Annotated in this window: 20 protein-coding genes and 3 pseudogenes; 14 read left to right on the top strand and 9 right to left on the bottom strand. The window is 72.4% G+C overall.

The features are described from left to right. Window positions 1-2: 2 nt before the first annotated feature. From ABZ621_RS32915 to ABZ621_RS32880, 8 genes and pseudogenes are all read left to right on the top strand, one after another. Window positions 3-1097 carry a 4Fe-4S binding protein gene (locus tag ABZ621_RS32915; protein ID WP_360610117.1) on the top strand — a complete coding sequence of 365 codons (1095 nt, stop codon included), beginning with the start codon at window positions 3-5 and terminating at the stop codon, window positions 1095-1097. A 126-nt stretch (window positions 1098-1223) separates the two neighbouring features. Continuing rightward, window positions 1224-2566: pseudogene (locus tag ABZ621_RS32910) on the top strand (DUF3533 domain-containing protein). 69 nt (window positions 2567-2635) lie between these two features. Then, entirely contained in the window at window positions 2636-3205 is a 570-nt protein-coding gene (locus tag ABZ621_RS32905) for a TetR/AcrR family transcriptional regulator (protein ID WP_360610116.1), read from the top strand. A 474-nt stretch (window positions 3206-3679) separates the two neighbouring features. Next, window positions 3680-4495 (top strand): oxidoreductase, encoded by an 816-nt coding sequence (locus ABZ621_RS32900; RefSeq protein WP_360610115.1) that lies wholly within the window; start codon window positions 3680-3682, stop codon window positions 4493-4495. 3 nt (window positions 4496-4498) lie between these two features. After that, window positions 4499-4714 carry a CocE/NonD family hydrolase gene (locus ABZ621_RS32895; RefSeq protein WP_360610129.1) on the top strand — a complete coding sequence of 72 codons (216 nt, stop codon included), beginning with the start codon at window positions 4499-4501 and terminating at the stop codon, window positions 4712-4714. Between the two features lie 797 nt (window positions 4715-5511). Continuing rightward, entirely contained in the window at window positions 5512-6213 is a 702-nt protein-coding gene (locus ABZ621_RS32890) for an SDR family oxidoreductase (protein WP_360610114.1), read from the top strand. A 35-nt stretch (window positions 6214-6248) separates the two neighbouring features. Further along, the gene (locus tag ABZ621_RS32885) at window positions 6249-7283 is read left to right on the top strand and encodes an alpha/beta hydrolase (protein ID WP_360610113.1); all 1035 of its coding nucleotides are present in this window, start codon (window positions 6249-6251) and stop codon (window positions 7281-7283) included. A gap of 160 nt (window positions 7284-7443) precedes the next feature. Continuing rightward, on the top strand, window positions 7444-8427 hold the full coding sequence (locus ABZ621_RS32880; protein WP_360610112.1) for an NAD(P)H-binding protein: 984 nt from the start codon (window positions 7444-7446) through the stop codon (window positions 8425-8427). A gap of 115 nt (window positions 8428-8542) precedes the next feature. On the opposite strand, the pseudogene ABZ621_RS32875 reads toward ABZ621_RS32880, so the two are convergent. From ABZ621_RS32875 to ABZ621_RS32860, 4 genes and pseudogenes are all read right to left on the bottom strand, one after another. Then, window positions 8543-8853 (bottom strand): annotated as a pseudogene (locus ABZ621_RS32875) (purine permease); the annotation flags it as partial. Between the two features lie 73 nt (window positions 8854-8926). Continuing rightward, window positions 8927-9325 (bottom strand): PIN domain-containing protein, encoded by a 399-nt coding sequence (locus tag ABZ621_RS32870; protein ID WP_360610111.1) that lies wholly within the window; start codon window positions 9323-9325, stop codon window positions 8927-8929. Continuing rightward, window positions 9322-9606, bottom strand: a complete 285-nt coding sequence (locus tag ABZ621_RS32865; protein WP_360610110.1) for a hypothetical protein — start codon at window positions 9604-9606, stop codon at window positions 9322-9324. Before ABZ621_RS32865 ends, ABZ621_RS32870 begins: the two co-directional genes overlap by 4 nt. Before the next feature lie 430 nt (window positions 9607-10036). Then, window positions 10037-11143 (bottom strand): magnesium and cobalt transport protein CorA, encoded by a 1107-nt coding sequence (locus ABZ621_RS32860; RefSeq protein ID WP_360610109.1) that lies wholly within the window; start codon window positions 11141-11143, stop codon window positions 10037-10039. Window positions 11144-11444: 301 nt separating this feature from the next. Between ABZ621_RS32860 and ABZ621_RS32855 the strand changes: the two genes are divergently transcribed. After that, on the top strand, window positions 11445-12548 hold the full coding sequence (locus ABZ621_RS32855; RefSeq protein ID WP_360610108.1) for a winged helix DNA-binding domain-containing protein: 1104 nt from the start codon (window positions 11445-11447) through the stop codon (window positions 12546-12548). Window positions 12549-13395: 847 nt separating this feature from the next. Here the strand turns inward: ABZ621_RS32855 and ABZ621_RS32850 are convergent. Next, on the bottom strand, window positions 13396-14235 hold the full coding sequence (locus ABZ621_RS32850) for a helix-turn-helix transcriptional regulator (protein WP_360610107.1): 840 nt from the start codon (window positions 14233-14235) through the stop codon (window positions 13396-13398). 96 nt (window positions 14236-14331) lie between these two features. Here ABZ621_RS32850 and ABZ621_RS32845 point away from each other — a divergent pair. The 3 genes and pseudogenes from ABZ621_RS32845 to ABZ621_RS32835 form a co-directional block, all read left to right on the top strand. Further along, a pseudogene (locus tag ABZ621_RS32845) lies at window positions 14332-15710 on the top strand (AMP-binding protein); the annotation flags it as partial. A 126-nt stretch (window positions 15711-15836) separates the two neighbouring features. Continuing rightward, window positions 15837-17378 (top strand): AMP-binding protein, encoded by a 1542-nt coding sequence (locus tag ABZ621_RS32840; protein WP_360610106.1) that lies wholly within the window; start codon window positions 15837-15839, stop codon window positions 17376-17378. 173 nt (window positions 17379-17551) lie between these two features. Further along, window positions 17552-19147 carry an AMP-binding protein gene (locus ABZ621_RS32835; RefSeq protein ID WP_360610105.1) on the top strand — a complete coding sequence of 532 codons (1596 nt, stop codon included), beginning with the start codon at window positions 17552-17554 and terminating at the stop codon, window positions 19145-19147. A 16-nt stretch (window positions 19148-19163) separates the two neighbouring features. Here ABZ621_RS32835 and ABZ621_RS32830 read toward each other — a convergent pair whose 3' ends face one another. The 3 genes from ABZ621_RS32830 to ABZ621_RS32820 form a co-directional block, all read right to left on the bottom strand. After that, a complete protein-coding gene (locus ABZ621_RS32830; protein ID WP_360610104.1) occupies window positions 19164-19685 on the bottom strand; it encodes a GNAT family N-acetyltransferase in 522 nt (173 codons plus the stop codon). A gap of 19 nt (window positions 19686-19704) precedes the next feature. After that, a complete protein-coding gene (locus ABZ621_RS32825; RefSeq protein WP_360610103.1) occupies window positions 19705-20475 on the bottom strand; it encodes a TIGR04222 domain-containing membrane protein in 771 nt (256 codons plus the stop codon). Between the two features lie 90 nt (window positions 20476-20565). Further along, window positions 20566-21612, bottom strand: a complete 1047-nt coding sequence (locus tag ABZ621_RS32820; RefSeq protein WP_360610102.1) for a hypothetical protein — start codon at window positions 21610-21612, stop codon at window positions 20566-20568. Between the two features lie 310 nt (window positions 21613-21922). Here ABZ621_RS32820 and gcl point away from each other — a divergent pair, with 310 nt between their 5' ends. Then, window positions 21923-23710 (top strand): glyoxylate carboligase, encoded by a 1788-nt coding sequence (gcl, locus tag ABZ621_RS32815; protein WP_360610101.1) that lies wholly within the window; start codon window positions 21923-21925, stop codon window positions 23708-23710. 154 nt (window positions 23711-23864) lie between these two features. Beyond that, window positions 23865-24269, top strand: a complete 405-nt coding sequence (locus tag ABZ621_RS32810; RefSeq protein ID WP_360610100.1) for a hypothetical protein — start codon at window positions 23865-23867, stop codon at window positions 24267-24269. Here ABZ621_RS32810 and ABZ621_RS32805 read toward each other — a convergent pair. After that, complete coding sequence (locus ABZ621_RS32805) at window positions 24266-25258, bottom strand: ArsR family transcriptional regulator (protein WP_360610099.1); 993 nt, start codon at window positions 25256-25258, stop codon at window positions 24266-24268. The two genes, ABZ621_RS32810 and ABZ621_RS32805, sit on opposite strands and share 4 nt — an antisense overlap. Window positions 25259-25461: the final 203 nt, after the last annotated feature.

The following is a 25461-nucleotide window of genomic DNA, read 5'->3' as shown; positions in this document are numbered from 1 at the left end:
GGATGACTACCCCGAGCAGTGCCGAGGAGAAGCCCGCGGCTCCCAGGCTCCCGGCGAAACTGGCCGCGCACCCGTCGGTCCGGGCCGTACTCGCCAGGCGCCGGACCGGCGACGTCATGAGCCCGCCGGCGGTGATCGACGCGGCCTGGCTGCGCGAGCTGTGCCTGGCGGCGGGCGCGGACGACGCGGCCGCGGTCAGCCTGGACCACCCCGACCTGGCCGGCGAGCGGGAGCACGCGCGGTCCGCGCTGCCCGGCACCCGCACCCTGATCGCGATGGCGGTCCGGATGAACCGCGACAACTCCCGCTCTCCGGCCCGCAGTGTGGCCAACCAGGAGTTCCACCAGACCGACGAGCAGGCCAATCGCGCCGCCCGCAGCGTCACCCAAGCCCTCCAGGACGCCGGCTACCGCGCACTCAACCCGTCCGTCGCCTTCCCTCAGGAGATGGACCGCTTCCCCAGGGAGCGGATCTGGGTCGTGGCGCACAAGACCGTCGCGGTGGCCGCGGGGCTCGGCGTCATGGGCCTGCACCGCAACGTCATCCATCCGAAGTTCGGCAGCTTCGTGCTGCTGGCGACCGTCGTGGTGGACGCGGAGGTGAGCGCGTACGGGCAAGCGCTGGACTACAACCCCTGCATCGACTGCAAGCTGTGCGTCGCCGCCTGCCCAGTCGGCGCCATCGCCAAGGACGGGGCGTTCGACGCGCTGGCGTGTACCACGCATAACTACCGTGAGTTCATGAGCGGGTTCACCGACTGGGCGCAGACCGTGGCCGACAGCCGGGACGCCGCCGACTACCGCTCCCGGGTCACCGATTCCGAGAACGCCTCCATGTGGCAGAGCCTGACCTCACCGCCCGGCTACAAGTCCGGCTACTGCGTTGCCGTCTGCCCCGCTGGCGAGGACGTCCTCGGCCCCTACCTGGACGACCGCAAGACCTTCATGGACACCGTGCTGCGACCGCTCCAGGACAAGAAGGAAACCCTGTACGTCCTGCCGGGCTCCCACGCGCAGGAGTACGCCCGGCGCCGCTTCCCCCACAAGCCGGTCAAGGAAGTCACCGGCGGCTGGCACCCCCCGGCGAAAACCCTGTGAGGCAGGGGGCCTCGACGAGCCTTGAACCCGCCAGCCGATCCCTCGTGCTGTACGAAAACGCTCCGGCGCTCGTGTGCACCGAGAGCCCCTGTGTGATTGCGTTGTCGAAACCGGAGCAAGTCAGCGATGTGTGGCAGTCACCCCTTCCGCGTCCTGCGCGCCAAACCTCTGTGGATCGCCAACGGCGCCATCACCGGCGCTCTCGCGCTCTTGTTCACCCTGTTCTACGTCGGCGCCGACGAAGGTGCCGCTGTCGGTGGCAAGCAGGTCAGCGCGGGGGCGCAGGTCACCGTATCGATCGAGAACTCTTCCGTGAGCGGGGCCAAGGCCGACTGGAAGGTGATGGACGAGAGGAGGGTGAAGGAGGAACTCGGCGAGGGCAAGCTGCTCGGCGCGCTCGTCTGGCCCGACGACTCCACCGCCTCCGTCGCGGCACCGATCGGCACCACGGCCACCGGGACCCCGTCTCGCCCGTCGGTGACGGTGCTGACCAACCAGTCCGCCGGCAGCGTGGGCCCCGGTCTCGCGCGGCAGGCGACGACGCAGGCGGCGGAGAGCCCCTCGCTCCAGGTGGGCAAGGAACTGACCGTACGGAGCGGGGCGGGGCAGGCGGAGATGTCCACCGCGGCACGAGTCCCGCTCGCCGACCCGGTCGCTGTCACAGTGAAGGACGGACACCCCCTCGACTCGCACAGCGGCCGGGGCAGGACGGCGTTCTCCTACGCGCTGGTCCTCGTGGTCTGCGGCATGCTCTCCGCCAACGTCATCAGCGGCCAGGCAGTCCACGCCCTCGGCCGCACCCTCGCCATCAGCAGCACCCTCGTGATCGGTATCTCCCTGCTGATGGGCACTCTGGTCACGGTGGGCGCCGTCGGCATCATGGGCATGGACGCCCCCACCTGCCGTTGCTGTGGCTGTGCTCGGTGGCCGCCATCGCGGTCTCCGGGATCGGTGCGCTCACGCTCCTCGCTGCCTTCGGCACGCCCGGCATGCTGGTGGTCACGCCGATCTTCATCGGCATGGCCGTGCCGATGGCCGGCGCCATCACCCCCATCGAGGCGCTGCCCGGCTTCCACCGCTTCCTCTCGGAGTTCGAACCGCTGCGGCAGATCACCGACGGTCTCCGGTCGATCCTCTACTACGACGCCCAGGCCGACGCCGGCCTGACCCGAGGCTGGGTGACGGCGGCCGTCGGCCTCACGGCGGCCGTGCTGTTCGGCTTCGGCGTGACGGGCTGGTACGACCGCGAAGGACCGCACCGCATCCCGCCGAGACGAAGCCCGCGAGCCCGCCGCCCCGGCATAGCGGAGCGCGGCTCACCCAGGACGGGGCCACTACCCGGAGTGGCCCCTGTGTGTGCCCCCCCGCGAGGACGCGAGGCGCGCACACCGTCAGGGCTCGGCGACGGCCTCTCCCCCCAGGCCGTCGCCGAGCCTCTGAGCCGACTCAGGTCTCTGCGCGGCGCCTGACAGCGCCGCCCCGAGACACCTGAAACCGATCGGTTTTCATTTCGTCCCCTTCGGGGTTAACCTCGCCCTATGACCACCCAAGTGAAGCCAAGTCCCAGGGAGCGCCTGCTGGAGGCGGCGGCCACGCTCACCTACCGAGACGGCGTGGGCATCGGCATCGAGGCGCTGTGCAAGGCGGCGGGGGTGTCGAAGCGCTCCATGTACCAGCTGTTCGAGAGCAAGGACGAGCTGCTGGCGGCAAGCCTTGAGGAGCGTGCCTCCGCCTTCATCGCCGGGCTCCTGCCCGCGGTGGATGATGACCGTTCACCCCGCGAGCGGATCCTGCACGTCTTCGAGCAGGTGGAACGACAGGCGGGCGCGCCCGAGTTCCGGGGCTGTCGGTACCTGGCGGTGCAGATCGAACTCAAGGACCAGAGTCACCCCGCGAGCCAGGTGGCCCACCGGATCAAGGAGAACCTCACGGCGTTCTTCCGCACGGAGGCCGAAAAGGGCGGCGCGCGGGATCCCGACCTGCTGGCCCGGCAGCTCAGCCTGGTCTTCGACGGCGCCAGTGCCCGCGCGGGAATCCAGGCCGACAACCTGATCGGGCTCATCGCACCCACCGTGGCCACACTGCTCGACGCGGCAGGCGTGCGCTGACGTCCCCCTCTTCGGGCGACCTCGCGAGCCGAGGCGCCGTCCGGGGCTGATGTCCGCCTCCGGTGGGCGGAGTGGGCTCCGTGCCGCCCGCGCTTCCCGGCGACCGTGGGACGGTCCGGTGGCCGTAAGGGTGCTCGCGAGCAGGGTGTGCGGGAGAAGGGCTGTGGTCTCGGCGGCCTCGGCCCGCCTTCGGCGGTAGATGCCCCATTCTCCGGGGCCTCATCCAGTCGGCCTGGGTGACCTCACCGATCCGGCGGGTTGCCCTGTGCTTCAGTGCCAGCCGCCTACGGGCGCGGGGGTGAAGGTCACCTTTCTGTCCGGACGGAGCCTTCTGGCGTGTGTCGGCCGGTCCGCATCGCGCGGCGAGCCGTTCGACGAGCGTGGCGGGCGGGGCGACGCTGCGCTTGCAGGGGGAAACCGGTCGGTTTACAGTGAAGAAACCGATCAGTTTCCCGTTGGCCTCAGGAGTGCATCATGACGACGAACCGCCCAGTGGCCCTCGTGACGGGTGCGTCATCCGGCATCGGGAAGGCAGCCGCGCTCGCGCTGGTCGGAGCGGGGTTCGAGGTGGTCGGCACGAGCCGCGACATCTCCCGCGTCACCCCGCTCGATGGCGTCACCTTCCTCGACCTCGACGTGGCCGGCGACGCGTCGGCCACTGCCGTGGTCCAGCAGGTGATCGACCGGTTCGGCCGGATCGACGTCCTGGTCAACAACGCCGGTATGGGCTTGATGGGCGCGGCCGAGGAGAACTCCGTCGCGCAGGCCCAGGCCGTCTTCGACGTCAACGTCTTCGGCGTGATGCGCATGGTGAAGGCGGCCCTGCCGCACATGCGCGCCCGGGGCCGTGGACGCATCATCAACGTGTCCTCCGTGGTCGGCTTCCTCCCCTCGCCCTACATGGCCGTCTACGCCGCGTCCAAGCACGCGATCGAGGGGTACACCGAGTCCCTGGATCACGAAGTCCGCGAGCAGGGCGTTCGGGCGCTTCTCGTCCAGCCCGCCTACACCAGCACCGGATTCGAGACCAGCAGCCCCCGGCCCGACACGCCCCTGCCGGTCTACGACAAGCAGCGGCACGCCTTCGACCGCCTGATGGTGGACGCGATCAAGGACGGCGACGACCCCGCCGTCGTCGCCAAGGCGATCGTCGCGGCGGCGACCGACCCGAAGCCGAAGCTGCGCTACACCGCCGGTCCCGTGGCCGGGCGCGCGAGCATGCTGCACCGCCTCGCTCCCGCCGGGGTCTTCGACAAGCAGATCCGCAAGCTCAACCGTCTGGCCGGCTGACGCCTGCCCGCCCCGAGGGTCATTCAGGACACCCGGGGCCGGTTCGCCTCCGAGGGTGAGCGGGAGCCGCGGACGTATGAGCAGCCCGACGGTTGCGACAGCGTACGGTGGGCCGCCGCCCTTCCTCCGCTCGAACGGCTCCTCGGTCTGATCGACGGCATTCCATTCGGCAACATCCAGTGGAGGGCGGCGCTGTCGACGCCGACGAGCCGAAGGTGATCGCGCCGCAGATCACGTGGTCCGATCCGGACGCCGACGGTGGGACGCGCGGTGGCGCGGTCGAGCTCGGCATCACCGCGCCCTGGTCTCTCGCGCAGGGCGTCGACACCCTGATGCGACGCCACCGCACCGACCTTGACGGGCTCGTGAGCGGCATCGCCGGGCTCGTACCGGATCTCGCCGGCCTGACGAGCGACGGTTACGGGGAGCTGTCCGCTGAGCCGTTTCCCGCGTTCGCCCGGCGCGACCTCTCCGAGCTCGGCTACGAGCGTTCCCGGCGGAGCCCGACCGGGCGTGGTCCCGCCGCCTCTCCGGACCGCGCGACAGGTCGACCTGCCCATCTTCCAGGCCGGCAGGCCGGGGCGGCGTCTACGGTCGGGCGCGCTCGGCACCTTCACTGCGGTGTGTCGGGCCGACAGGCCGGCCGCGCTGATCGCGGGTCCGTGAACCCGTACCAACTGGCGCCGTGTGCCCGGCTGGTTCCAGAGCTTGATCGGCGACGGCGACGGCGACGGCGAAGTGCCGGAGGTGGGGCGCGACCACGCCCCGAACCCGGCAGCGGACTCCATGCGCCAACTCGCCGCCCGAGGCCCGCCTCGCCCGCCGGCAGTACTTGAGCGGTCCTCACGCCGCCGCCGGAGGGAGGCGAGCCCTGACCGCCGCCCCTGGGCGGCCCGTAACACCGGCCGGGGACCGGTGCGACGCCGAGCCGCACGGCGGCGGCCTGACTTGCATGATGAAACCGATCGGTTTACGGTGAGTGAAACCGATCGGTTTCCTGCTTCTTGGAGGTTGTCGTGACAGAAATCAAGGGCGCTACCGTCCTCGTCACCGGAGGCGGCCGTGGCATCGGCAAGATGCTGGTCGAGGAGCTCTACCTGCGCGGTGCCGGCAAGGTCTACGCCACAGCCCGTGACCCCCGCACGGTGACGCACCCCGATGCCGTTCCGCTCGCCCTTGAGGTCACGGACCCGGCGTCCGTCGCGGCTGCCGCCGAGCAGGCCCAGGACGTCACCGTCCTGATCAACAACGCCGGTGCCTCGGTCGGCGCCTCGTACCTCGACTCCCCGATGGACGACGTGCGCCGTGACCTGGAGACCAACTTCTACGGACCACTGCTGGTCACCCGGGCCTTCGCGCCGATCATCGAGCGCAACGGCGGTGGCCACATCCTCAACGTCCACTCCGCCCTGTCCTGGCTGGCCGACGGCACGCCCTACAGCGCCTCGAAGGCCGCCCTGTGGTCGCAGACCAACTCTCTGCGTCTGGAATTGCGGACCCGCGGCATCGCCGTGACCGGACTCCACGTGGCGTACGTGGACACCGACATGACATCGGGCCTCGACGTGTCCAAGGCCGACCCCCGCGACGTCGCCGTGGCCGCGCTCGACGGCATCGAGGCGGGGGCCCACGAGGTCCTGGCCGACGACACCACCCGCTGGGTCAAGTCGCAGCTGTCCGCCGACCTCGAAGCCCTGTACGCGCAGCTGAAGAACTAAGTACGCACTTACTCGCTCGTCAAGGAAACAACCCTGTGGAAAGCCCTCTCACCCACCGCTTCGTCGACGTGAACGGAGTCAGACTGCACATCGCCGAGCAGGGGCAGGGACCGCTGGTCCTGCTGCTGCACGGCTGGCCGGAGAGCTGGTACTCCTGGCGTCACCAGTTCGCGGCGCTCGCGGCCGCCGGATACCGGGTCGTCGCCCCCGACCAGCGCGGCTACGCCCGCAGCGAGCAGCCGCCGGACATCGACTCGTACACCCTGCTCCACCTCGTCGGCGACGTGATCGCCCTGATCGACGAACTCGGCGAGGAGCAAGCGGTCGTGATCGGTCACGACTGGGGCGCACCCGTCGCCTGGACCGCCGCGATGCTGCGTCCCGACAAGGTCCGCGCCGTGGCCGGGCTCAGCATTCCGCCGATCCTGCCCGGCGGGATGGTCCCGCCGTCGATCACCCGCACCCAGTACGGCGACGGCTTCTATCAGGTGTACTTCCAGCAGCCGGGAGTCGCCGACGCCGAGTTCGCCAAGGACATCCCGGATTCCCTCCGCCGCCTCCTGGTCGGCGCCTCGGGCGACAACCCGCTCGGTATCGAGCCCCGCCCGCTGGTCGTACCCGACGGCCTCGGCCTGCTGGACACCATGCCGCAGTCGCCGGCCCTGCCTGCCTGGCTGACGGAGGAGGACATACAGGCGTACGCCGAGGACTTCGCCCTCCATGGCGAGCGGGCGTTCACCGGCGCCTTCAACTGGTACCGGAACATCGAGCGCAACAACGAACTGCTCGCCCCCTTCAGGGGCCGTGGGATCGACGTCCCCGCGCTGTACATCGTGGGGGACCGCGACATGGTCACCTCGCTGCGCGGCCCGGACGGCGGCAGCTCGCTGAGCGAGATGTTCCGCGGCGAGGCCGCGCCGGGCAACCCGCTGACCGCCGTCGCGCCGCAACTGCACGACATGGTCGTGCTGCCCGGTTGCGGGCACTGGACGCAGCAGGAGCGTCCCGCGGAGGTCAACGCCGCACTCCTCGACTTCCTCGGCCGCGTCGACATCTCATCGCTCCGATGACGCTCCGCAGAATCCGCCTGGCCGGTACCGTCCGGCCGCCGGAGCCGAGCCCAAGGCCCCCGTGGCAGCGGCCACGGAACTCAACGACCCCGCCTTCAGCGCCCGCCTCCCGCGCCCTTCCGAACAGCTGATTTACCCCCACCAGACAGAGGACACACTGATGTCAGAGCGTCATCCCATCCTGATCACCGGAGCCGCCGGCCATATCGGTGGTGTGAGCCGGACGATGGTCGACATGCTGCTCGAACAAGGGCACGCCGTGCGGGCGTTCGTGCGGCGGGACGACGAACGCGCGGACGCGCTCCGCCAGGCCGGGGCCGAGGTCTTCGTAGGAGACCTGCTCAACATGGCCGACGCGACCGCCTCGCTGACCGGTGTTCGCCGCATCTACTTCAGCATGAGCCTGTCGCCGTACTACACCGATGCCGTCGGCCTGATGGCCGCGGCGGCACGGACCAAGGGCGACATCGAGGTCTTCGTCAACATCTCCGAGTTCGAGCAGTACTTCATGACGGTCGAGAAGATGACCGCACCGGAGGAGGAGCGGCGGGCGTGGCTCGGTGGGAACCTCACGGAGTGGTCGCCGCAGCAACGGGCCCACTGGATCGCCGAGCAGATGCTGGAGTGGTCCGGCCTGCCCACCGTCCACATCCGGGGAGCCATGTTCGTCGAGAACCCCCTGCTGACCTGGCTGGCGTTGGAGCCGCTGAGCAGGGGCGAACTGCGCCTCCCCTTCGGTCCCCACCGGCTCGCGCCCGTCGCGGGCTACGACGTGGCCGAGGCGACCGCGAAGATCCTGGCCGACCCGGCGCCGCACCTCTCGAAGTCGTACGAGCTCAACGGTCCGGAGGCGAAGGACATGCACGGGTTCGCGGAGGACTTCGCGGCCGTGCTGGGACGCCCGGTCACCTACGTTCCCGATGACATCGAAACCTGGAACGAGACCTTCGTGGACAGCAACCTCGCCGATTATCCGCACACCGCGGCGCATATGAAGGCCCTGACCCGGCTGATCGGCGGTGGAGGGTACCGCGGCGTGACCGACCAGCTGGAGACGCTGCTCGGGCGTCCGCCGAAGACCGTGCGGTGGGCGCTGGAGAACCATCCGCGCATCCAGGAGCTCGCGGCCGCTCTGAGCCACTGAGCGGTCCCGGTCGGAGCCGAGCCTGACAACAGCGGAAACGGAGGACCTGCCGCGCCTGCGAGGCCCAGGTGGCCGCTCCTTCGGGGAGCAGGCACCTGGGTCTCACCGGTGGTGATCAGTGGGCGACGGGCGCGGCTTCCGTGGTGGGCCCGTGTGCCAAGATGGGCACGGTCTCGGGTGCGGGTTCGGCCTGCTTGCCGCGGCCGAGGTGGTTGAAGACGAGGCTGAGCGGGACCGCGACGGCGCAGCCGGCGCTGATGCCGGAGTCGAGCACGATGTGCACGCACCCCGGGAAGACGCGCTAGAACTCCGGGCTGGCGATGGGCCGACGCCGAGGCTGATGGCCACGATCAGGACGTTGTCCCCGCGCTCCAGAGCTGTGCCGGCGAGGATCTGGATGCCGCAGGCGGCGACGGTGCCGAACAACCAGACAAGCGGCATGACCCCCCGTTCGAGCGCCCCTCGAAGGCATGGCCCGGGCCCGGAGTCGTGGCGTGGGTCAGACCTTCTCGGTGGTGACGCGTGGGTGGTCGGCGGTGAGCGTGGTGATGTCCTCGACGTCGGAGGTCAGGATCGTGACGCGGCCCGGTTGGGCGAGGGCGGTGGCGCAGAGCATGGCGTCGATGGCGTACTTGTGCCCGTGCAGCCCTGCCACGCGCAGCAGGGTGGCTGCTGACTGGGCGAGGGCCTGAGTCACGGGCTCGACGCGCAGCCGGGACAGCGTCCATTTGAGGGCGGCGTCGTCGATCCGGGGATGGATCACCTCGACAAGCACGGCGGCTGAAGTGATCACTGGGAGGTCGGCGGCCCGGGCGGCGGTGAGCCACTCGTGGACCTCGCGGTCGCGCTGTACGGCCTTGGCCAGGCCCTCGCTGTCCAGGATGAGCGCGCCGCTCACGCGGCCGCCCCGGCATCGGACGCGGGGCCGCCGGTGAGCTTGGCCCGCTTGGAGGCGACGGCCTCCGGGTCGGCGCGGCCGTGGATCTTGTCGAAGTCGGCGATCAGCTCGTCCAGGTTGTCGCGCTCGATCTGCCGCTGCGCGGCCTTCTCCAGGTACGCGGACACGCCCCGCTTGCCGACCCGCTCGCGGATCGCCTGGAGGGTGCCGGCGGTCAGGGTGACGGAGACGCCGTTGCTGGGGCCGTCGCCGGGAGGGAAGTCGGTGCCGTCGTCGGTCATGACACGATTATGGCATTTTGAATGCCATACGGCGAGATTCATGTCTGCGGAGAGCCGGGGTCGTTCTCCGGGGTGCCCTGCAGGGCTGGCCAGAGGCTGGATTGTCGCCGACGGCGCGGTGAGGCACTGTCGGTGTCACTCATTGTGATTGGCCACGGCGTCGGTAGGTCGTGCGGAGGGCTGTGAACTGGACCGTGTACGGGCGTGATGCGAAGGGGCGTGAGGTCCTGCTGACGGCCCTGATTCTCCCCAGATTCGCCCCAGCGCTCGTGGATGCCTAAAGACCCAGGTCAGGGGCCCTTTGGAGGGAGGGCGAGGAGATCACCCGCACCACTTCTCCCCAGGGACTCCCCAGCGCCCCATATGGGCGTTTCGCGCAGGAGGTGCGGGCGCAAACCGTGCGAGCCGCGTGTAGGCGGTCGATCGACCGCTAGAGCCAGTCCCGCCGCTTGAAAATCACGTACAAACTAGTGCATACCATCGCCATCAGGCCGATGGCGAAGGGGTATCCGAGGCTCCAGTGCAACTCCGGCATGGAGTCGAAGTTCATGCCGTAGATCGTTCCCACGAGTGTGGGTGCAAAGAGGATGGCGGCCCAGGACGAGATCCGCTTGATCTCCTCGTTCTGCTCGAAGCCGGCCTCCGCCAACGCGCGCATCTCCGCGTTCTGTTGCTGGGTGACCAGGGTCGCGTTGACCGTGAGGATCTCCGTGAGGGCCTGGCGGAAGCCGTCGACGCGTTCGCTGGTGTGGGTGACGTGGTCGGCGACGTCGCGGAGGTAGCGCTGGAGCTCCTCGTCGGTGCCGTACTTCGCGAAGCCGGCCATCAGGCCGTGGAGCATGCCGACCAGGGGGCGGGTGGCGCGCTGGAACTCGACCATCTCGCGGGAGAGTTCGTAGATGCGGCGGGAGACGGCCGGGTCGCCGCCGAAGACCTCGGTCTCGATTTCGTCGACGTCGTTCTGGACGCCGGCGACGACCGGGGCGTAGCCGTCCACGACCGCGTCCAGGATGGCGTAGAGGACGGCCTCCGGGCCGAGGGCGAGCAGGTCGGGGTTCTCCTCCATGCGGCGGCGGACCGCCGACAGGTCCGGTGCCGCGCCGTGCCGGACGGAGATGAGGAAGTCGGGGCCCACGAAGACGTGCAGCTCGCCGAAGTCGACCTCCTCCTGCGCGTCCAGGTAGCGGGCCGCGCGCAGCACGACGAAGAGGGTGTCGCCGTACCGTTCCAGCTTCGGGCGCTGGTGGGCCTCCAGGGCGTCCTCGACGGCGAGCTCGTGGAGGTCGAACTCGGCTGCCAGCGAGTGGAGTTCCTCCTCGGTCGGGCGGTGCAGACCGATCCACGCCATGCCGTCCGGGTGTTCCCGCAGCTGCCGGTACGTCTCCGCCAGCGTCGCCGGCGACGACACCTTGCGGCCCTCCCGGTACAAGGTCGCCTGGATCACGCTCGGTCCCTCGGCGGAGGGCTCCGGGGCCACGGGGGGCCGCGCGGGCTCCGGGTGGCGGCGCCAGGCCGCGCGGGGGTGGCGGTCGGACACGATGCGTACCTCCGTCGACTGCTGCTGGGCCCTCCGAACCCTTCCCGATCCCGGCGGGGGAGGAGACGGTCATCAGGATATATGGGTGGGAATGGTGCCGCCGGGTCCGTCCCCGTGCCCGGCCTCGCCTGCCCGTGCCCGGCCTCGCCTGCCCGCGCCTGCCTTGGCCTGGCCCGCGTCAGCCTTGGCCTGACCGAGGCTGCCCTGGCCTGACATCCCCTGTCCCCGCCTGACCTCGCTGTCCCCGCCCCTCCGGCGATTGAGGACGGAAACTGACCTCTATCGCCTGTAGCGTCCCCGCATGGACTCCCTTCCCACCGTCTCGCGCCGCGCCCTGGGCCGTGCGACCCTCGCCCGTCAGCTGCTGCTCCGGCCCTCGGAGCTCGGGGTCGAGGAGGCCGTGCGGCATCTGGTGGGGCTCCAGGCGCAGAACACCAAGCCTCCGTACTACGCCCTCGCCGCGCGGCTCGGCGGATTCCGGCCCGAGGAGCTCTCCGGGCTGATGGAGTCGCGGGCGGTCGCGCGGATCGTCTCCCTGCGGTCGACCGTGCACACCCACACCGCCCGGGACGCCGTCGGCCTGCGGCGGCTCGTCCAGGCGGGGGCCGTCGAGCGGGAGCTGCGGGGGTTCCGGAAGGGGCTCGTCGGCGTCGACCTCGACCGCCTCGTCGCCGTGACGACCGCGTACGTCGAGGAGCGGGCCCGAACGGTCAAGGAGCTGCGGGAGCGGCTGCTGCGGGAGTGGCCGGACGCGGATCCGCTCGCGCTCACCGTCGCCGCGCGCTGCCTGCTGCCGATGGTGCAGGTCACTCCGCGCGGGCTGTGGCGGCGCAGCGGGCAGGTGGCGCTGACGACCACCCGGGAGTGGTTCGGCGGGGACGACGAGGAGGCGGCCGGGATCGACGAGACCGTGCTGCGGTACCTCGGTGCCTTCGGGCCCGCGTCCGTCAAGGACATGCAGACCTGGTGCGGGCTCACCCGGCTGCGGCCCGCCTTCGAGCGGCTGCGGACCCGGCTCCTCGTCCTGCGCGACGAGCAGGGCACCGAGCTCTTCGACCTGCCCGACGCGCCCCGGCCCGACGCGGACACGCCGGCCCCGCCGCGCCTCCTGCCCGAGTACGACAACCTGCTCCTCTCGCACGCCGACCGGACCCGGATCGTCCCCGCCGAGCTGAAGGGGCGCACCTGGACCGGCAACCAGCCCCACCGCGTCTTCCTCCTCGACGGGCTCCTCGCCGGGCTCTGGTTCCTGGAGGAGACCAGGGGGCGTACGACCCTGACCGTCGAGCCCTTCGCGCGGCTCACGCGCGCCGACCGCGCGGCCCTCACGGACGAGGCCGAAAGGATCCTGCGCCTCACGGCGCCCGAGGGGGACGTGTACGACCTCGTCTTCCGCACGGGGTGAGCGAAACCACGACCCGCGCCCGCCTCCGACACCATCGCGGCCCGCTCCGGAGCCATCGCGACTCGCTCCGGCGACGGCGCGTCTGCCTCCGGCGGTAACGCGCCCTTTGTGCGGCGGCCGCCCGTTCGTGTGCGGCGGCGCTGCGCCCGCCTCCGGCGGTACCGCGTCAGTGTGTGGCGGCAGTGCGCCGTTGTGTGGCGGCCGTCCGTTCGCGTGCGGCGGCGTCGCGCCCGCCCCTGGCGTCATCGCGACCGCCTCCGCGTGGGGTGGCCGTCCGTTCGTGGCCAGCGGGTCGCGCCCGCTCCTGGCCGTGTTGCGTCCGGCTCCGGCCGGACCGCGTCTGCCTCCGATGGTCAGCGCGCCCTTGTGCGGCGCGTCCGTTCGTGTGCGGCGGGGGCGCGTCCGCCCCTGGCGCCATCACGTCCGCCTCCGGCGGGACCGCGTCGGTGTGTGGCGGCCACCCGTCCACCCCGGCGGGACCGCGTCCGTATGTGGCGGCAGCGCGCCCTTGTGCAGCGGCCGCCCGTTCGTGTCCGGCGGCGTTGCGCCACCTCTGGTGTCGTCGCGCCCACCCCCCGGCGGTACCGCGTCAGTGTGCGGCGGCCACCCATCTGCCCCCGGCGGCATCCCACCCGCCCCTGGCGGTACGCCATCGGCCCTGGCGGTATCCCATTCGCCCTGGCGGTACCTCGTCCATCCCCGGCGGTACCCCATTCCATCCCGGGCGGTACCCCCTTCCACCCCGAGCGGCACCCCGCTCACCCGTCACGCCCTCCCGCCCACCTTCCCCCCCCCCACGTCATGCCGTCCACGCCCCTCCACACCCCCCACGCCGCCCCGCCCACCCCTACGGCAGCGCGCCCGCGCGGCGGGCTGCCGTTACTGCTTCCAGGCGGGTGTGCGCGCCGAGCTTGCGCATGGCCGAGCGCAGGTAGCCCTTGACCGTCTCGGGGCGCAGGCCGAGGCGGCGGGCCGCCGTCGCGTTCGTCGCGCCGGAGGCGACCGCCGCCAGGACGTCCGTCTCGCGTGGCGTCAGGGCCACCCCCGGCAGCGGCGCCGGGGTGCCGGCCGCCGTCTCCAGGCGGCCGCAGACGGCGAGCAGGCGGGCCCGCACCTCCTCGTCCGCGACCTGCGGGGCGAGCGCCCGCAGCTCGCCGTAGGCGTGCCGGACCTCCTCCCACGCGGGGCCGGGCCCGCCGGCGGGGCGCGGGGGCTCCGCCGTCCCGAACCGGCGGCTCAGCTCGTCGCGCACCACGAGCGCCTGCTCCACGTCCCGGGCCGCCGTCATCGCCGCGTCGAAGACCCGCTCGCCGAGCGGCAGCGCGTCCCGCAGCGCCCCGTACAGCACCCCTCGGACCTGCCGCCGGACGACCACCGGCACCGCGATCACCGAGCGCAGGCCCTCCGCCGACACCGGCAGGTCGTACTCGTGGGTGATGTGCCGGGCCACCGGATAGTCGGTGACCGCGCACGGGCGGGCCAGCGCCAGGCACTTGCCGCCCAGGCCGTTGCCGGGGGAGACCACCAGGCCCTGGAGCGCCGGGGTGACCGCCCCGTGCAGCTCGGCGATCCGCAGCGGCCGGCCGCCGTCCGGTACGAGGCCGCCGAAGACCACGGGCAGCCCGCTGCCGCGCCGCAGCCGTACCAGCGCGGCGCGCAGCTCCGCCTCTTCGATCCGCTCGGACACGGAAGAACACCCTTCCTTCACCCCCGAACGGGGGTAGTGGGACCCGGGGGACCGATTACACGATGGGCGGACCCTGTCCCGCAACGAGGAGGACGCATGACGGCTGCCGGCGCCACCGAGGAGTTCCGGACCGCCCGGGACTTCCTGATCCGGTACCGCGAGGAGTACGAGGCCGCCTACGCCGGCTTCGTGCCGCCCCGCCCCGACCGGTTCAACTGGGCGCTGGAGTGGTTCGACGTCATCGCCGAGGGCAACGACCGCACCGCCCTCCACCTCGTCCGGGAGGACGGCACGGAGACGAGGTCGAGCTTCGCCGAACTGTCCGCCCGGTCCAATCAGGTGGCGAACTGGCTGCGTGGGCAGGGCGTCCGCGCCGGGGACCGGATCGTCGTGATGCTGGGCGCCCAGCCCGAGCTGTGGGAGACGGCCCTCGCCGCGATGAAGCTGCGGGCCGTCGTCGTCCCCGTCTCCCCGCGCCTCGACCCCGCGCGACTCCGCGAACGGATGGCGCGCAGCCGGGCCCGGCACGTCGTCGTCCGCTCCGCGTGCACCGGGCTCTTCGCCGGCGTACCCGGCGACTACACCCGCGTCTCGATCGGCGGCGACGGGGTGAACTGGCTGGGGTACGAGCTGTCCGCCCGCGAGCCGGAGGCCTTCGAGCCCGACGGCGTCACCCTCGCCCACGACACCCTGATGCTCTGCTTCACCGCCGATGCCGCCGATGCCGCCGATGCCGCCGATGCCGCCGGTGCCGCCGGCCGCCCCGAGCTCGTCGAACACACCCACACCTCGCTCCCCGTGGGACACCTGTCGACGATGTACGGGATGGGGCTGCTCCCCGGCGACGTACACCTCGACATCGCCCCGCCCGACCGGGCCGAGCATGCCTGGTCCACCCTCTTCGCCGCCTGGAGCGCCGAGGCGACGGTGCTCGTCCACGCCGCCCCTGGCCTCGATGCCGGCGGGCTGACCGCGCTCGTCGACCGGTACCGCGTGACCTCCGTCGCCGCCCCGCCCGCCGTGTTGCGGCGGCTCGTCTGGGACGGTCTCGGGCGGCCCGCCGCACCACCGCGCGAGGCCATGGCCGTGGGCGCGGGCGCGGGCGACGGGGAGCCGTCGGCCCGGGAGGTCGCGGAGGCGGTCGGGCGCGCCTGGGGCGTGCCCCTGCGCGGTGGCTTCGGGCGGAGCGAGACGACCGTCCTGCTGTCCGACAGCCCCGGCTCGCCGTCCAAGCCGGGCTCCCTCGGCCGCCCCGCCCCCGGGTGCGCCGTCACCCTGATCGACCCCGGCACCGGGCTCCCTGACGCGGCGGCGGGCGAGATCTGCCTCGACCTGGCCACCAACCCGGTGGGCCTGATGACCGGATACCACGACGACCCGGAGCGTACGGCCGGGGCCATGGCGGCGGCCACTACCGGACCGGCGACCTCGCCACCCGCGACGAGGACGGCCACCTCCACCACGCGGGCCGGGCCGGAACCGTCCTCACGGGGGCCGGTTCCTCTGTTTGGATGGCGCGTTAGGCGTTCGGGTCAATCGGTCGGCATCCCGCGGCGGCGACGCCGGGGGGACCGGCCCCTATCTGCGAAGAGGCGACACCGATGCGTGTACCGATGACGATCACCGACTTCCTGGAGCGGGCGGAGCTCGGCTTCCGCGACGGCCCGGCGGTGGTGGACGAGCCGGATCAGCCCGCGAGGGCCGTTCCCACGACCACCTACGGGACCTTCGCCGAGCGGGTGCGGGCCTGGCAGGCCGGGTTCGACGCGCTGGGCGTGCGGGAGGGCGAGCGGGTGGCGGTGGCGAGCCACAACTCGGCCCGCCTCCTGGAGCTGTTGTTCGCGCTGCCGATGAGTGGGCGGATCTGCGTACCGGTCAACTTCCGGCTGAAGCCGGAGGAGGTCGCGTACCTCGTGGAGCAGAGCGGCGCGTCGGTGCTGCTCGTCGACCCGGAGCTCGACGCGGCCCTGGCGGGGGTGAGGACGCGGCACCGCTTCGTGCTGGGCGAGGCGACGGACACCGGCCTCATGCGGTTCGGGGTCGAGCCGCGCCCGTGGTCGGCGCCCGACGAGGACGCGACGGCGACGATCAACTACACCTCCGGCACGACGGCCCGCCCCAAGGGCGTGCAGCTGACGCACCGCAACATCTGGGTCAACGGCCTGACCTTCGGCCTGCACACGCGCGTGTGGGAGCGGGACGTCTACCTGCACACCCTGCCGATGTTCCACTGCAACGGCTGGGGCATGCCGTACGTCATGGCCGGGCTCGGCGTGAAGCAGGTGGTGCTGCGGAAGGTCGACGGCGCGGAGATCCTGCGCCGGGTCGACGAGCACGGCGTCACCCTGATGTGCGGGGCGCCCGCCGTCTGGAAGGCGGTCGTGGACGCGGCGGCCGACTGGGACGGCCCGGTGCCGGGCCGCGACCGGGTGCGGATCGTGTGCGCGGGCGCGCCGCCGCCGAGCCGGCTGATCCAGCGGGTCGAGGAGGAACTGGGCTGGGAGTTCACGCAGATCTACGGCCTGACGGAGACCTCGCCGCTGCTGACCTTCAACCGCCTCCGCCCGCAGGACGCGCACCTGCCCGCGGAGGAGCGTGCCCGGAAACTGTCCCGGGCCGGGCTGCCCGCGCTCGGCGTGAAGATGGAACTCTCCGGCACGGGCGAGGTGCTGGCCCGCTCCAACACGGTCCTCGACGGGTACTGGGACAAGCCCGAGGAGAGCGCGGCCGCCCTGGAGGACGGCTGGTTCCACACCGGCGACGGCGGCACCTTCGACGAGACGGACGGGCACCTGACGATCTCGGACCGGAAGAAGGACGTCATCATCACCGGCGGCGAGAACGTCTCGTCGATCGAGGTCGAGGACGTGATCTTCCGTCACCCGGCGGTCGCCGAGGTGGCCGTGATCGGCGTCCCGGACGAGAAGTGGGGCGAGACGATCAAGGCGCTCGTCGTCACCGCGGACGGCGCGACGGTCTCGGAGGCGGAGATCATCGCGCACTGCAAGGAGCGGATGGCGGGCTACAAGGCACCGACGAGCGTGGAGTTCCGCCAGGACATCCCGCGCACCGCCACCGGCAAGATCCAGAAGTTCAAGCTCCGCGAGCCGTACTGGGACGGCCTCGACCGCGGCGTGAACTGACGAACCGCACGGACCCGGAGTACGGGACGGAGCCCACCGACCCGGGTCCGCGAGGCGCGCGCGGACCCGGTCCAGGAACCACCCCCCCGAACCACCCCCCGAAGAACCCCACCAACAACCCCCACCAAGACCCCCGCGCCGCTCCACGACGCACACCACCGAAGGGACCCGGCATGACCGCCACGGAGCTCTCGTACGCGCACGGGGTGGCGGACACCCCGCTGCTCGGCGACACCATCGGAGCCGACCTCGACCGGGCCGTCGCCGCCTGGCCCGACAGGGAGGCCCTGGTCGACCTCGCCGACGGACGGCGCTGGACCTACGCCGAGTTCGGCGCCGACGTCGACCGGATCGCCGGCGCCCTGCTCGGCAGCGGCGTCCGCAAGGGCGACCGGGTGGGGATCTGGGCGGTGAACCGCGCCGAGTGGGTCCTCGTCCAGTACGCCACCGCCCGCGTCGGCGCCGTCATGGTCACCATCAACCCGGCCTACCGCTCCCATGAACTCGCCTTCGTGCTGCGCCAGTCGGGGATATCGCTGCTCTTCGCCTCGCTCAGCCACAAAACCAGCGACTACCGGGCGATGGTCGAGGAGGTGCGCGGCGACTGCCCCGCGCTGCGGGAGGCGGTGTACTTCGGCGACCCCACCTGGGACGCCTTCGCGGCCCGCCCGTCCGGCGGGCTCGTGCCGGAGCCGCTCTCCGCCGACGAGCCGGTCAACATCCAGTACACCTCGGGCACCACCGGCTTCCCGAAGGGCGCCACGCTCTCCCACCACAACATCCTCAACAACGGTTATTTCGTGGGCGAGATGATCGCCTACACCGAGGAGGACCGGATCTGCGTGCCGGTGCCCTTCTACCACTGTTTCGGCATGGTGATGGGCAATCTGGCGGCCACCTCGCACGGCGCCTGCATCGTCATCCCGGCCCCCTCCTTCGACCCGGCGGCGACCCTCCGCGCCGTCCAGGAGGAGCGCTGCACCTCCCTCTACGGCGTACCGACCATGTTCATCGCCGAGTTGAACCTCCCCGACTTCGCCGCGTACGACCTCTCCTCGCTGCGCACCGGCATCATGGCGGGCTCGCCGTGCCCGGTGGAGGTGATGAAGCGGGTGGTCACCGAGATGAACATGGCGGAGGTGTCGATCTGTTACGGCATGACGGAGACCTCGCCGGTCTCCACCCAGACGCGCCGCGACGACGACCTGGAGCGGCGCACCGGCACCGTCGGCCGGGTCCTGCCGCACATCGAGGTGAAGGTCGTCGACCCGGCCACCGGCCTCACCGTGCCGCGCGGCACCGCGGGCGAACTGTGCACCCGTGGCTACAGCGTGATGCTCGGCTACTGGGACGAGCCGGAGAAGACCGCCGAAGTCGTCGACGCGGGCCGCTGGATGCACACCGGCGACCTCGCGACGATGCGCGAGGACGGCTACGTGCGGATCGTCGGCCGCATCAAGGACATGATCATCCGCGGCGGCGAGAACGTCTATCCGCGCGAGATCGAGGAGTTCCTCTACACCCACCCCAAGATCGCCGACGTCCAGGTCGTCGGCGTCCCCGACGAGCGCTACGGCGAGGAGATCCTCGCCTGTGTGATCCCGCGCGACCCGGCCGACCCGCCCACCCTCGACGACGTCACCGCCTTCTGCCGCGACCGCCTCGCCCACTACAAGGTCCCGCGCCGCGTCGAGATCCTCGCCGAGTTCCCGATGACGGTCAGCGGCAAGGTCCGCAAGGTGGAACTCCGCGAGCGCTACGGCGCCTAGGCGCGCCGAGGCCCGCCTACGACCCCGCCAGCTCCCGGCGCATGCAGACGCGGGGCCAGGCCGCCAGGCCGTGGGCGGCCTCGGCGCGGCTGATCTCCCGCAGGCCGTCGGTGAGGGCGGGGTCGGTGTCGGTGAGGGGGCGGAAGCCGAGGCGGGCGTAGTAGGGGGCGTTCCAGGGCACTTCGGTGAAGGTCGTGAGGGTGAGGGCCGTCAGGCCCTCCTGCCGGGCGGCCTCCGCCAGGTGTTCGATCAGGGCCCGGCCGACGCCCCGGCGGGCGGCCTCCGGGTGGACGGAGACCTGCTCGATGTGGGCGGCGCCGTCGACCGTGTCCGCGATCAGATAGGCGACGGGACGGTCGGTCCCGTCGACCGCCACCCAGGCCCGGCCCGCCGCGCGATACCCCTCCAGGACGTCGAGGGGGAGGGGTTCGTCGTCGGCGATCGCCGTCATACCGAGGGTGCGGAAGGGTTCGCCCGCCGCGCGCTCGATGGACTGGAGCAGCGGGAGTTCGGCCGGTGCGGCCGCTCGGATGCGCATACGACAGTATGGCCCGGCCTCACCGCCCGTCGGAGGCCCGATGGCCGAGCAGCCCCCCGTCCCGGGAGAAGCGCGGCAGGAACAGCGCGAGCGCCGGGTCGCCGTACAGCGCCACGTACAGCTGGACCAGCCGGCCGTCCGTCACCTCCCGCCGGTGCGCCGGCAGCGGGTGCCGCTCCCGCAGCTCGGCGAGGAGCCGTCGGGCGGCCCCGGTGGCCGGCGGCAGCCGCAGCAGCGCGGCCACGGCCAGGAGCGCCGGCACCCCGGCGGCGAGGACGAGCACGAGCCCGGGCCCGTCCTGTGCCCCGGCGTCCGCGATCAGCAGCCCCGCCGCGAGCGTGGCCGGCGCCGCCGCGAGCAGCAGCCGGGCCGCGCGCCGCCGTCCCGGCGGGCGAAGGAACCCGGCCCGCCCCAGGTCGTCCCGCAGCGCGTCCACCGCCCGGCGCGCCTCGGGGCGCAGGGCGAGCGCGCGCGGCGGGAGGGCGTTGCGCAGCGAGCGGTGGACGCCGAGCTGGACCGGGTCCCGGGTGCGCCCTGGCCCGCCGTTGGCCCGAACCGTGTGTTTGCGTCCCGCCGCGACCGCGCCCCGCTGGTGCAGCGCGACGAGCGCGACCGTCACGGCGGCCCGCCGTCCGCCGCGCAGCAGCGCCAGCGCCTCGGGGCCGGGCGGGGCGCCGCCGGGGACGCCGTCGCTGCTCCCGCCCCGGACGCGCAGCAGCACCGCCGCGACCAGCACCTCGGCCCAGGCGGCGCACGCCGCCGCCACGAACCACCCCGTCCCCGTTCCCATGCCGTCCACCCCCAGGAGGGTTCTGCCCGGGGGAGCGTGATCGTCACGCGTGGATGGCCGGATTCGTATCCCCGATCGGCCCGTGAGGGCTCAGATGGCGCCGCCGGAGGTCAGTTCGTCGGCGGCGTCGTTCACGGGCTGCGGGGTGCCGGTGAGGTCGAGGACGAAGAGCGGGAGCCGTATCTCGGCGGCGCGGGACCGGGCCTCGGGGGTGTAGCCGGCGAGCGAGAAGAAGACGCTCACGGCGGAGGCGCTGAGGCCGTTCAGCCACAGGCACTCCACGGCCCGCAGTCCGGCCGGCCGGGTGCTGGGGTCGACCTGGGCGACGAGTCCGGGCCCGCGCAGGTCCACCCCGGGGGAGTGCCGGTCCTCCGGCTGCACGATCTCCCGGAAGCCGAGCCAGTGCAGATACGTCGCCGCCGCGGCGACCGCGTCCCGCGCCGTCCGGATCGTCACCGGCCGGTACGCGCCCCGCCCCGGTGAGGGCCGGGGCACGGTCGGCGGTGGAGGGATGTGCGCCGGGTACCGCTCGGCGAAGGACCGGGGAGGGGCCCCGAACCAGTCCGTGACGGGCCCGGTGCCCGGCAGCAGCTCCGTGCTCTCGCCCGCCTCGCCCGCCTCGCCCGTCCTGCCCGCCTCTCCGGCCTCTCCGACCTCGCCGTCCAGGGCGGCGAAGAGGCCGGTGCCGGGGTCGGCGGAGTCGTCGTCCGGCGCGTACGGGACGGGACCAGGCCTCTCGGAGCCGTACCCCTCAGGCCCGTACCCCTCGGGCCCGTACCCCTCAGGCCCGTACCCCTCGGAGCCGTATCCCTCCTGCGGGTCCGTCCTCGGCGGCACCGGGACGGGGGTCGCCGGGCCCGCACCCACCGGGCCGGAGGCGGGGGCCACCGGGATCCTCAGCACGGCGCCGCAGGCGCAGCCCAGCTCGGGGTGGGGCCATTCGCCCTCGCGGCCGCAGGCGTCGCAGCGGACGGTCACCCACGCGTCCAGCCAGGTCCGGTGCCGGACGGGTTCGGCGGTCGCGTCCGGGACCACGGGCGGGACGACGGGGGTCCCGCAGGCGCAGGGGAAGGCGGGCGGCGCGTACGTATGGCTCCGCAGGCACTCAGGGCAGCGCACCGACACCGACTCACCCACACCGAACCCCCTCTTCCCGTCCGCCCATGGTCCACCAATCCGGCCGCGCGGGGGTGCGACTTCGGCCATCGGGCCGGGGTTCCGGGGCCTTCCGGAGGCGGGCCCGAAGCCTCTCGGGGGCCTCTCCGGGGCCTCTCCGGGGCCTCTTCGAGGTCCGTCTTGTGCCCGTCTGGTGGGCGCTCCCTTGACGGCTTCCCGAGCCCCCACCTACATTGCTTCCGTATAGCAGAACAGTTCTTCCGCATTACGGAAACAGGGACGGGCGGCCCGCCCGGAACCTGCGACCGACCGGCCGAGCAGGAGCACTCCCATGCCTCGTATGACCGCCGCCGCAGCGGCCGTTGAGATCCTCAAGCGCGAAGGCGTCACCAACGCCTTCGGCGTGCCCGGCGCGGCGATCAACCCCTTCTACCGCGAGCTCAAGAACGTCGGCGGCATCGGCCACACGCTGGCCCGCCACGTCGAGGGCGCCTCCCACATGGCGGAGGGCTACACCCGCGCCAAGGCCGGCAACATCGGTGTCTGCATCGGCACCTCCGGCCCCGCCGGCACCGACATGATCACCGGCCTGTACTCGGCGATCGCCGACTCCATCCCGATCCTGTGCATCACCGGCCAGGCCCCGGTCTCGAAGCTCCACAAGGAGGACTTCCAGGCCGTCGACATCGCCTCGATCGCCGCGCCCGTCACCAAGAAGGCCACCACCGTCCTGGAGGCCGCGCAGGTCCCCGGCGTCTTCCAGCAGGCCTTCCACCTGATGCGCTCCGGCCGTCCCGGCCCGGTCCTCATCGACCTGCCGATCGACGTCCAGCTCACCGAGATCGAGTTCGACCCCGAGACCTACGAGCCGCTGCCCGTCTACAAGCCGACGGCCACCCGCGCCCAGGCCGAGAAGGCGCTCTCCTTCCTCCTGGAGGCCGAGCGCCCGCTGATCGTCGCCGGCGGCGGCATCATCAACGCCGACGCCTCCGACCTCCTCGTCGAGTTCGCCGAGCTGACGAACATCCCGGTCATCTCCACCCTCATGGGCTGGGGTACCATCCCGGACGACCACGAGCTCGCCGCCGGCATGGTCGGCGTCCAGACCGCGCACCGCTACGGCAACGCGACCTTCCTGGAGTCCGACGTCGTCATCGGCATCGGCAACCGCTGGGCCAACCGTCACACCGGCTACAACCTCGACGCGTACACGGCCGGCCGCAAGTTCGTCCACGTCGACATCGAGCCCACCCAGCTCGGCAAGATCTTCGCCCCGGACTACGGCGTCGCCTCCGACGCCAAGGCCGCCCTGGAGCTCTTCGTCGCCATCGCCAAGGAGTGGAAGGCCGAGGGCAAGCTCCCCGACTTCACCGCCTGGGCCGCCTCCGCGCAGGAGCGCAAGGCCACCCTCCAGCGCCGGACGCACTTCGACAACATCCCGATCAAGCCGCAGCGCGTCTACGAGGAGATGAACAAGGCCTTCGGCCCGGAGACCCGGTACGTCACCACCATCGGCCTCTCCCAGATCGCCGCCGCCCAGTTCCTCCACGTCTACAAGCCGCGCCACTGGATCAACTGCGGCCAGGCCGGCCCGCTCGGCTGGACCATCCCCGCCGCCATCGGCGCCGCCACCGCCGACCCGGAGACCCCGGTCGTCGCGCTCTCCGGCGACTACGACTTCCAGTTCATGATCGAGGAGCTGGCAGTCGCCGCCCAGCACAAGGTCCCCTACGTCCACGTCCTCGTGAACAACGCCTACCTCGGCCTCATCCGGCAGGCGCAGGGCGGCCTCGGCATCAACTTCGAGGTCAACCTCGAGTTCGAGAACATCAACACCCCCGAGATCGGCGTCTACGGCGTCGACCACGTCAAGGTCGCCGAGGGCCTCGGCGTCAAGGCGATCCGCGTCGAGGACCCCGAGAAGCTGGGCGAGGCCCTGGAGCAGGCCAAGAAGATGGCCGTCGAGTACCGGGTCCCGGTCGTCGTCGAGGCGATCCTGGAGCGCATCACCAACATCGCGATGAGCAAGACCGTCGACATGAGCGACGTCACGGAGTTCGAGGACCTGGCCACCGAGCCCGGCCACGCCCCGACGGCGATCAAGCCGCTCGCGGTCTGACCGCCGGGCCCCTCGGGGCCCGCCCCCGGTTCCCGCCCGCGCCCGTCGTCCACGTGACGGGCGCGGGCGGGCCCGCCCGGGACGCTCCCGTCCCGCTCGAAACGTGCCCGGCCGGCTCCATCCGGCCGGGCACGCTGCGTCTACCGTGGACACCATGACCACCCCTGCCGTCCCCACCCGCCTCGTCACCCACGTCGAGCTCGACGAGGCCCACACCACCCGCCGGCAGCTGTCGGTCTCCGCCCGCCTGGAGGCCGAACTCTCCGACGGGCGCGCCCTGGTCCTCCTCGACGACCGCGGCTGGAACGAGAGCGTCCTCGGCGACGGCGACATCCGGACCCACCTCACCCGCGCGTCCCTGGAGGACGACGCCCGCACGGTCGTCGGCCCCGACGAGCCCTACGGCGACCAGACCCAGGAGCAGGCCGCCGCCGCCCACTGGGCCGCCCTCGCCGGCATCCTCGCCCGCCAGGGCGTGCCGGCCGGCCCCGACGCCCTCGCGGGGCTCGCGCACGCCGTCGTCCTCGGCGAACGCCTGCGCGCCTGGGCCGGGTTCTAGGAAGCCGGCCGCTGCGCCCGTACGAGGACGGCGCCGGCCTCCGTCCAGTCGTACAGCACCGACCGGCCCGCCCTCCTGCGGCGCACCAGACCGGCGTCGTGCAGCACCTTCAGATGCCGCCCCACCGACCCCAGGCCCTGCCCGGTCAGCGCCACCAACTGGCTGGTGGACAAGGGGGATCCGAGGCGCAGCAGGACCCCCGCCCGGGCCGGTCCGAGCAGCGCGCCGAGCGCCTCCGGCACCGTCGGGCCGGCGCCGTCGGCGAGCACTCCCGCGCAGGGATAGACGATCGCGTACCGCTCCTCGCCGGGGCGCTCCGCGTCCCAGGACACCCAGCCCGTCACCGGCGTCACCGGCACCAGCAGCAGCCGGCCGCCCTCCACCGAACGCGGTGGATAGTCCCGGGCGTTGACCTGGAGCCGGCCGTTCCCCAGCCACCGCATCTTCCCCGGGCACAGCTCGTCCAGCGCCGCCGCCCAGCCGTCCCGGGCAAGGCGCGCGGTCCTGGCCGTCACATCGGCCTCCATCACCCGGCGCCGCCGCGGCCACTCCGGCAGCACCGTCTCCCGCCACACCCAGGTCAGCAGCTCCGCGAGGCGCCCCGGCAGATCGCGCGCCGAGGCCAGCGGCTCCGGCACCGGGCCGCCGACCGAGACCGCCAGATCGGCCAGGGCGGCCGGCTGTCCGGTCGCGCGGACCACCGCCACCTCCTCCTCGAAGCACCGCTCGCCCTCGCCCAGCGGGGTGGGCGTGAGGAAGTCCGCGTTCCAGGTGGGGCTGATCGCCGCCCGGACCAGCAGCCCGTCCAGCGGCTCGGCCGCGAGCCGCGCCCGGTAGGCCGGCAGGTGCTCCGCCAGCCACCCCCGTTCGCCCGGGTGCCCGGCCCGCCCGACGTGCAGCGCCTTCAGCGCGGCGACGGTCTCGGCGAGCGGCGACACCACGAACCGGCCGCCCGCGAGCGTGTCCGCCCCGATCCGCCACCACCCCATGCCCGCTCCCTTCCCCGCTCGTTCCGGCGGCCGAGTCCCCGCTCGTCCCCGGCGCCGATTCCCCGCTTGTCCCCGCGGTCGAGCCGCCGCAGACGATCTCCCGCGGCGGAACTCCCGCGGCGGAACTCCGGCTCGTCTTCCCGCTCGTCCCCGCGACAGGCTCCCCGCTCGTCCCGGACGCCGAGCGTCGCCGCTCGTCCCGC

This window comes from Streptomyces sp. NPDC007863, assembly GCF_040633895.1.
Classification (GTDB): Bacteria; Actinomycetota; Actinomycetes; order Streptomycetales; family Streptomycetaceae; genus Streptomyces.
This window is presented reverse-complemented; position numbering and strand designations above follow the sequence as displayed.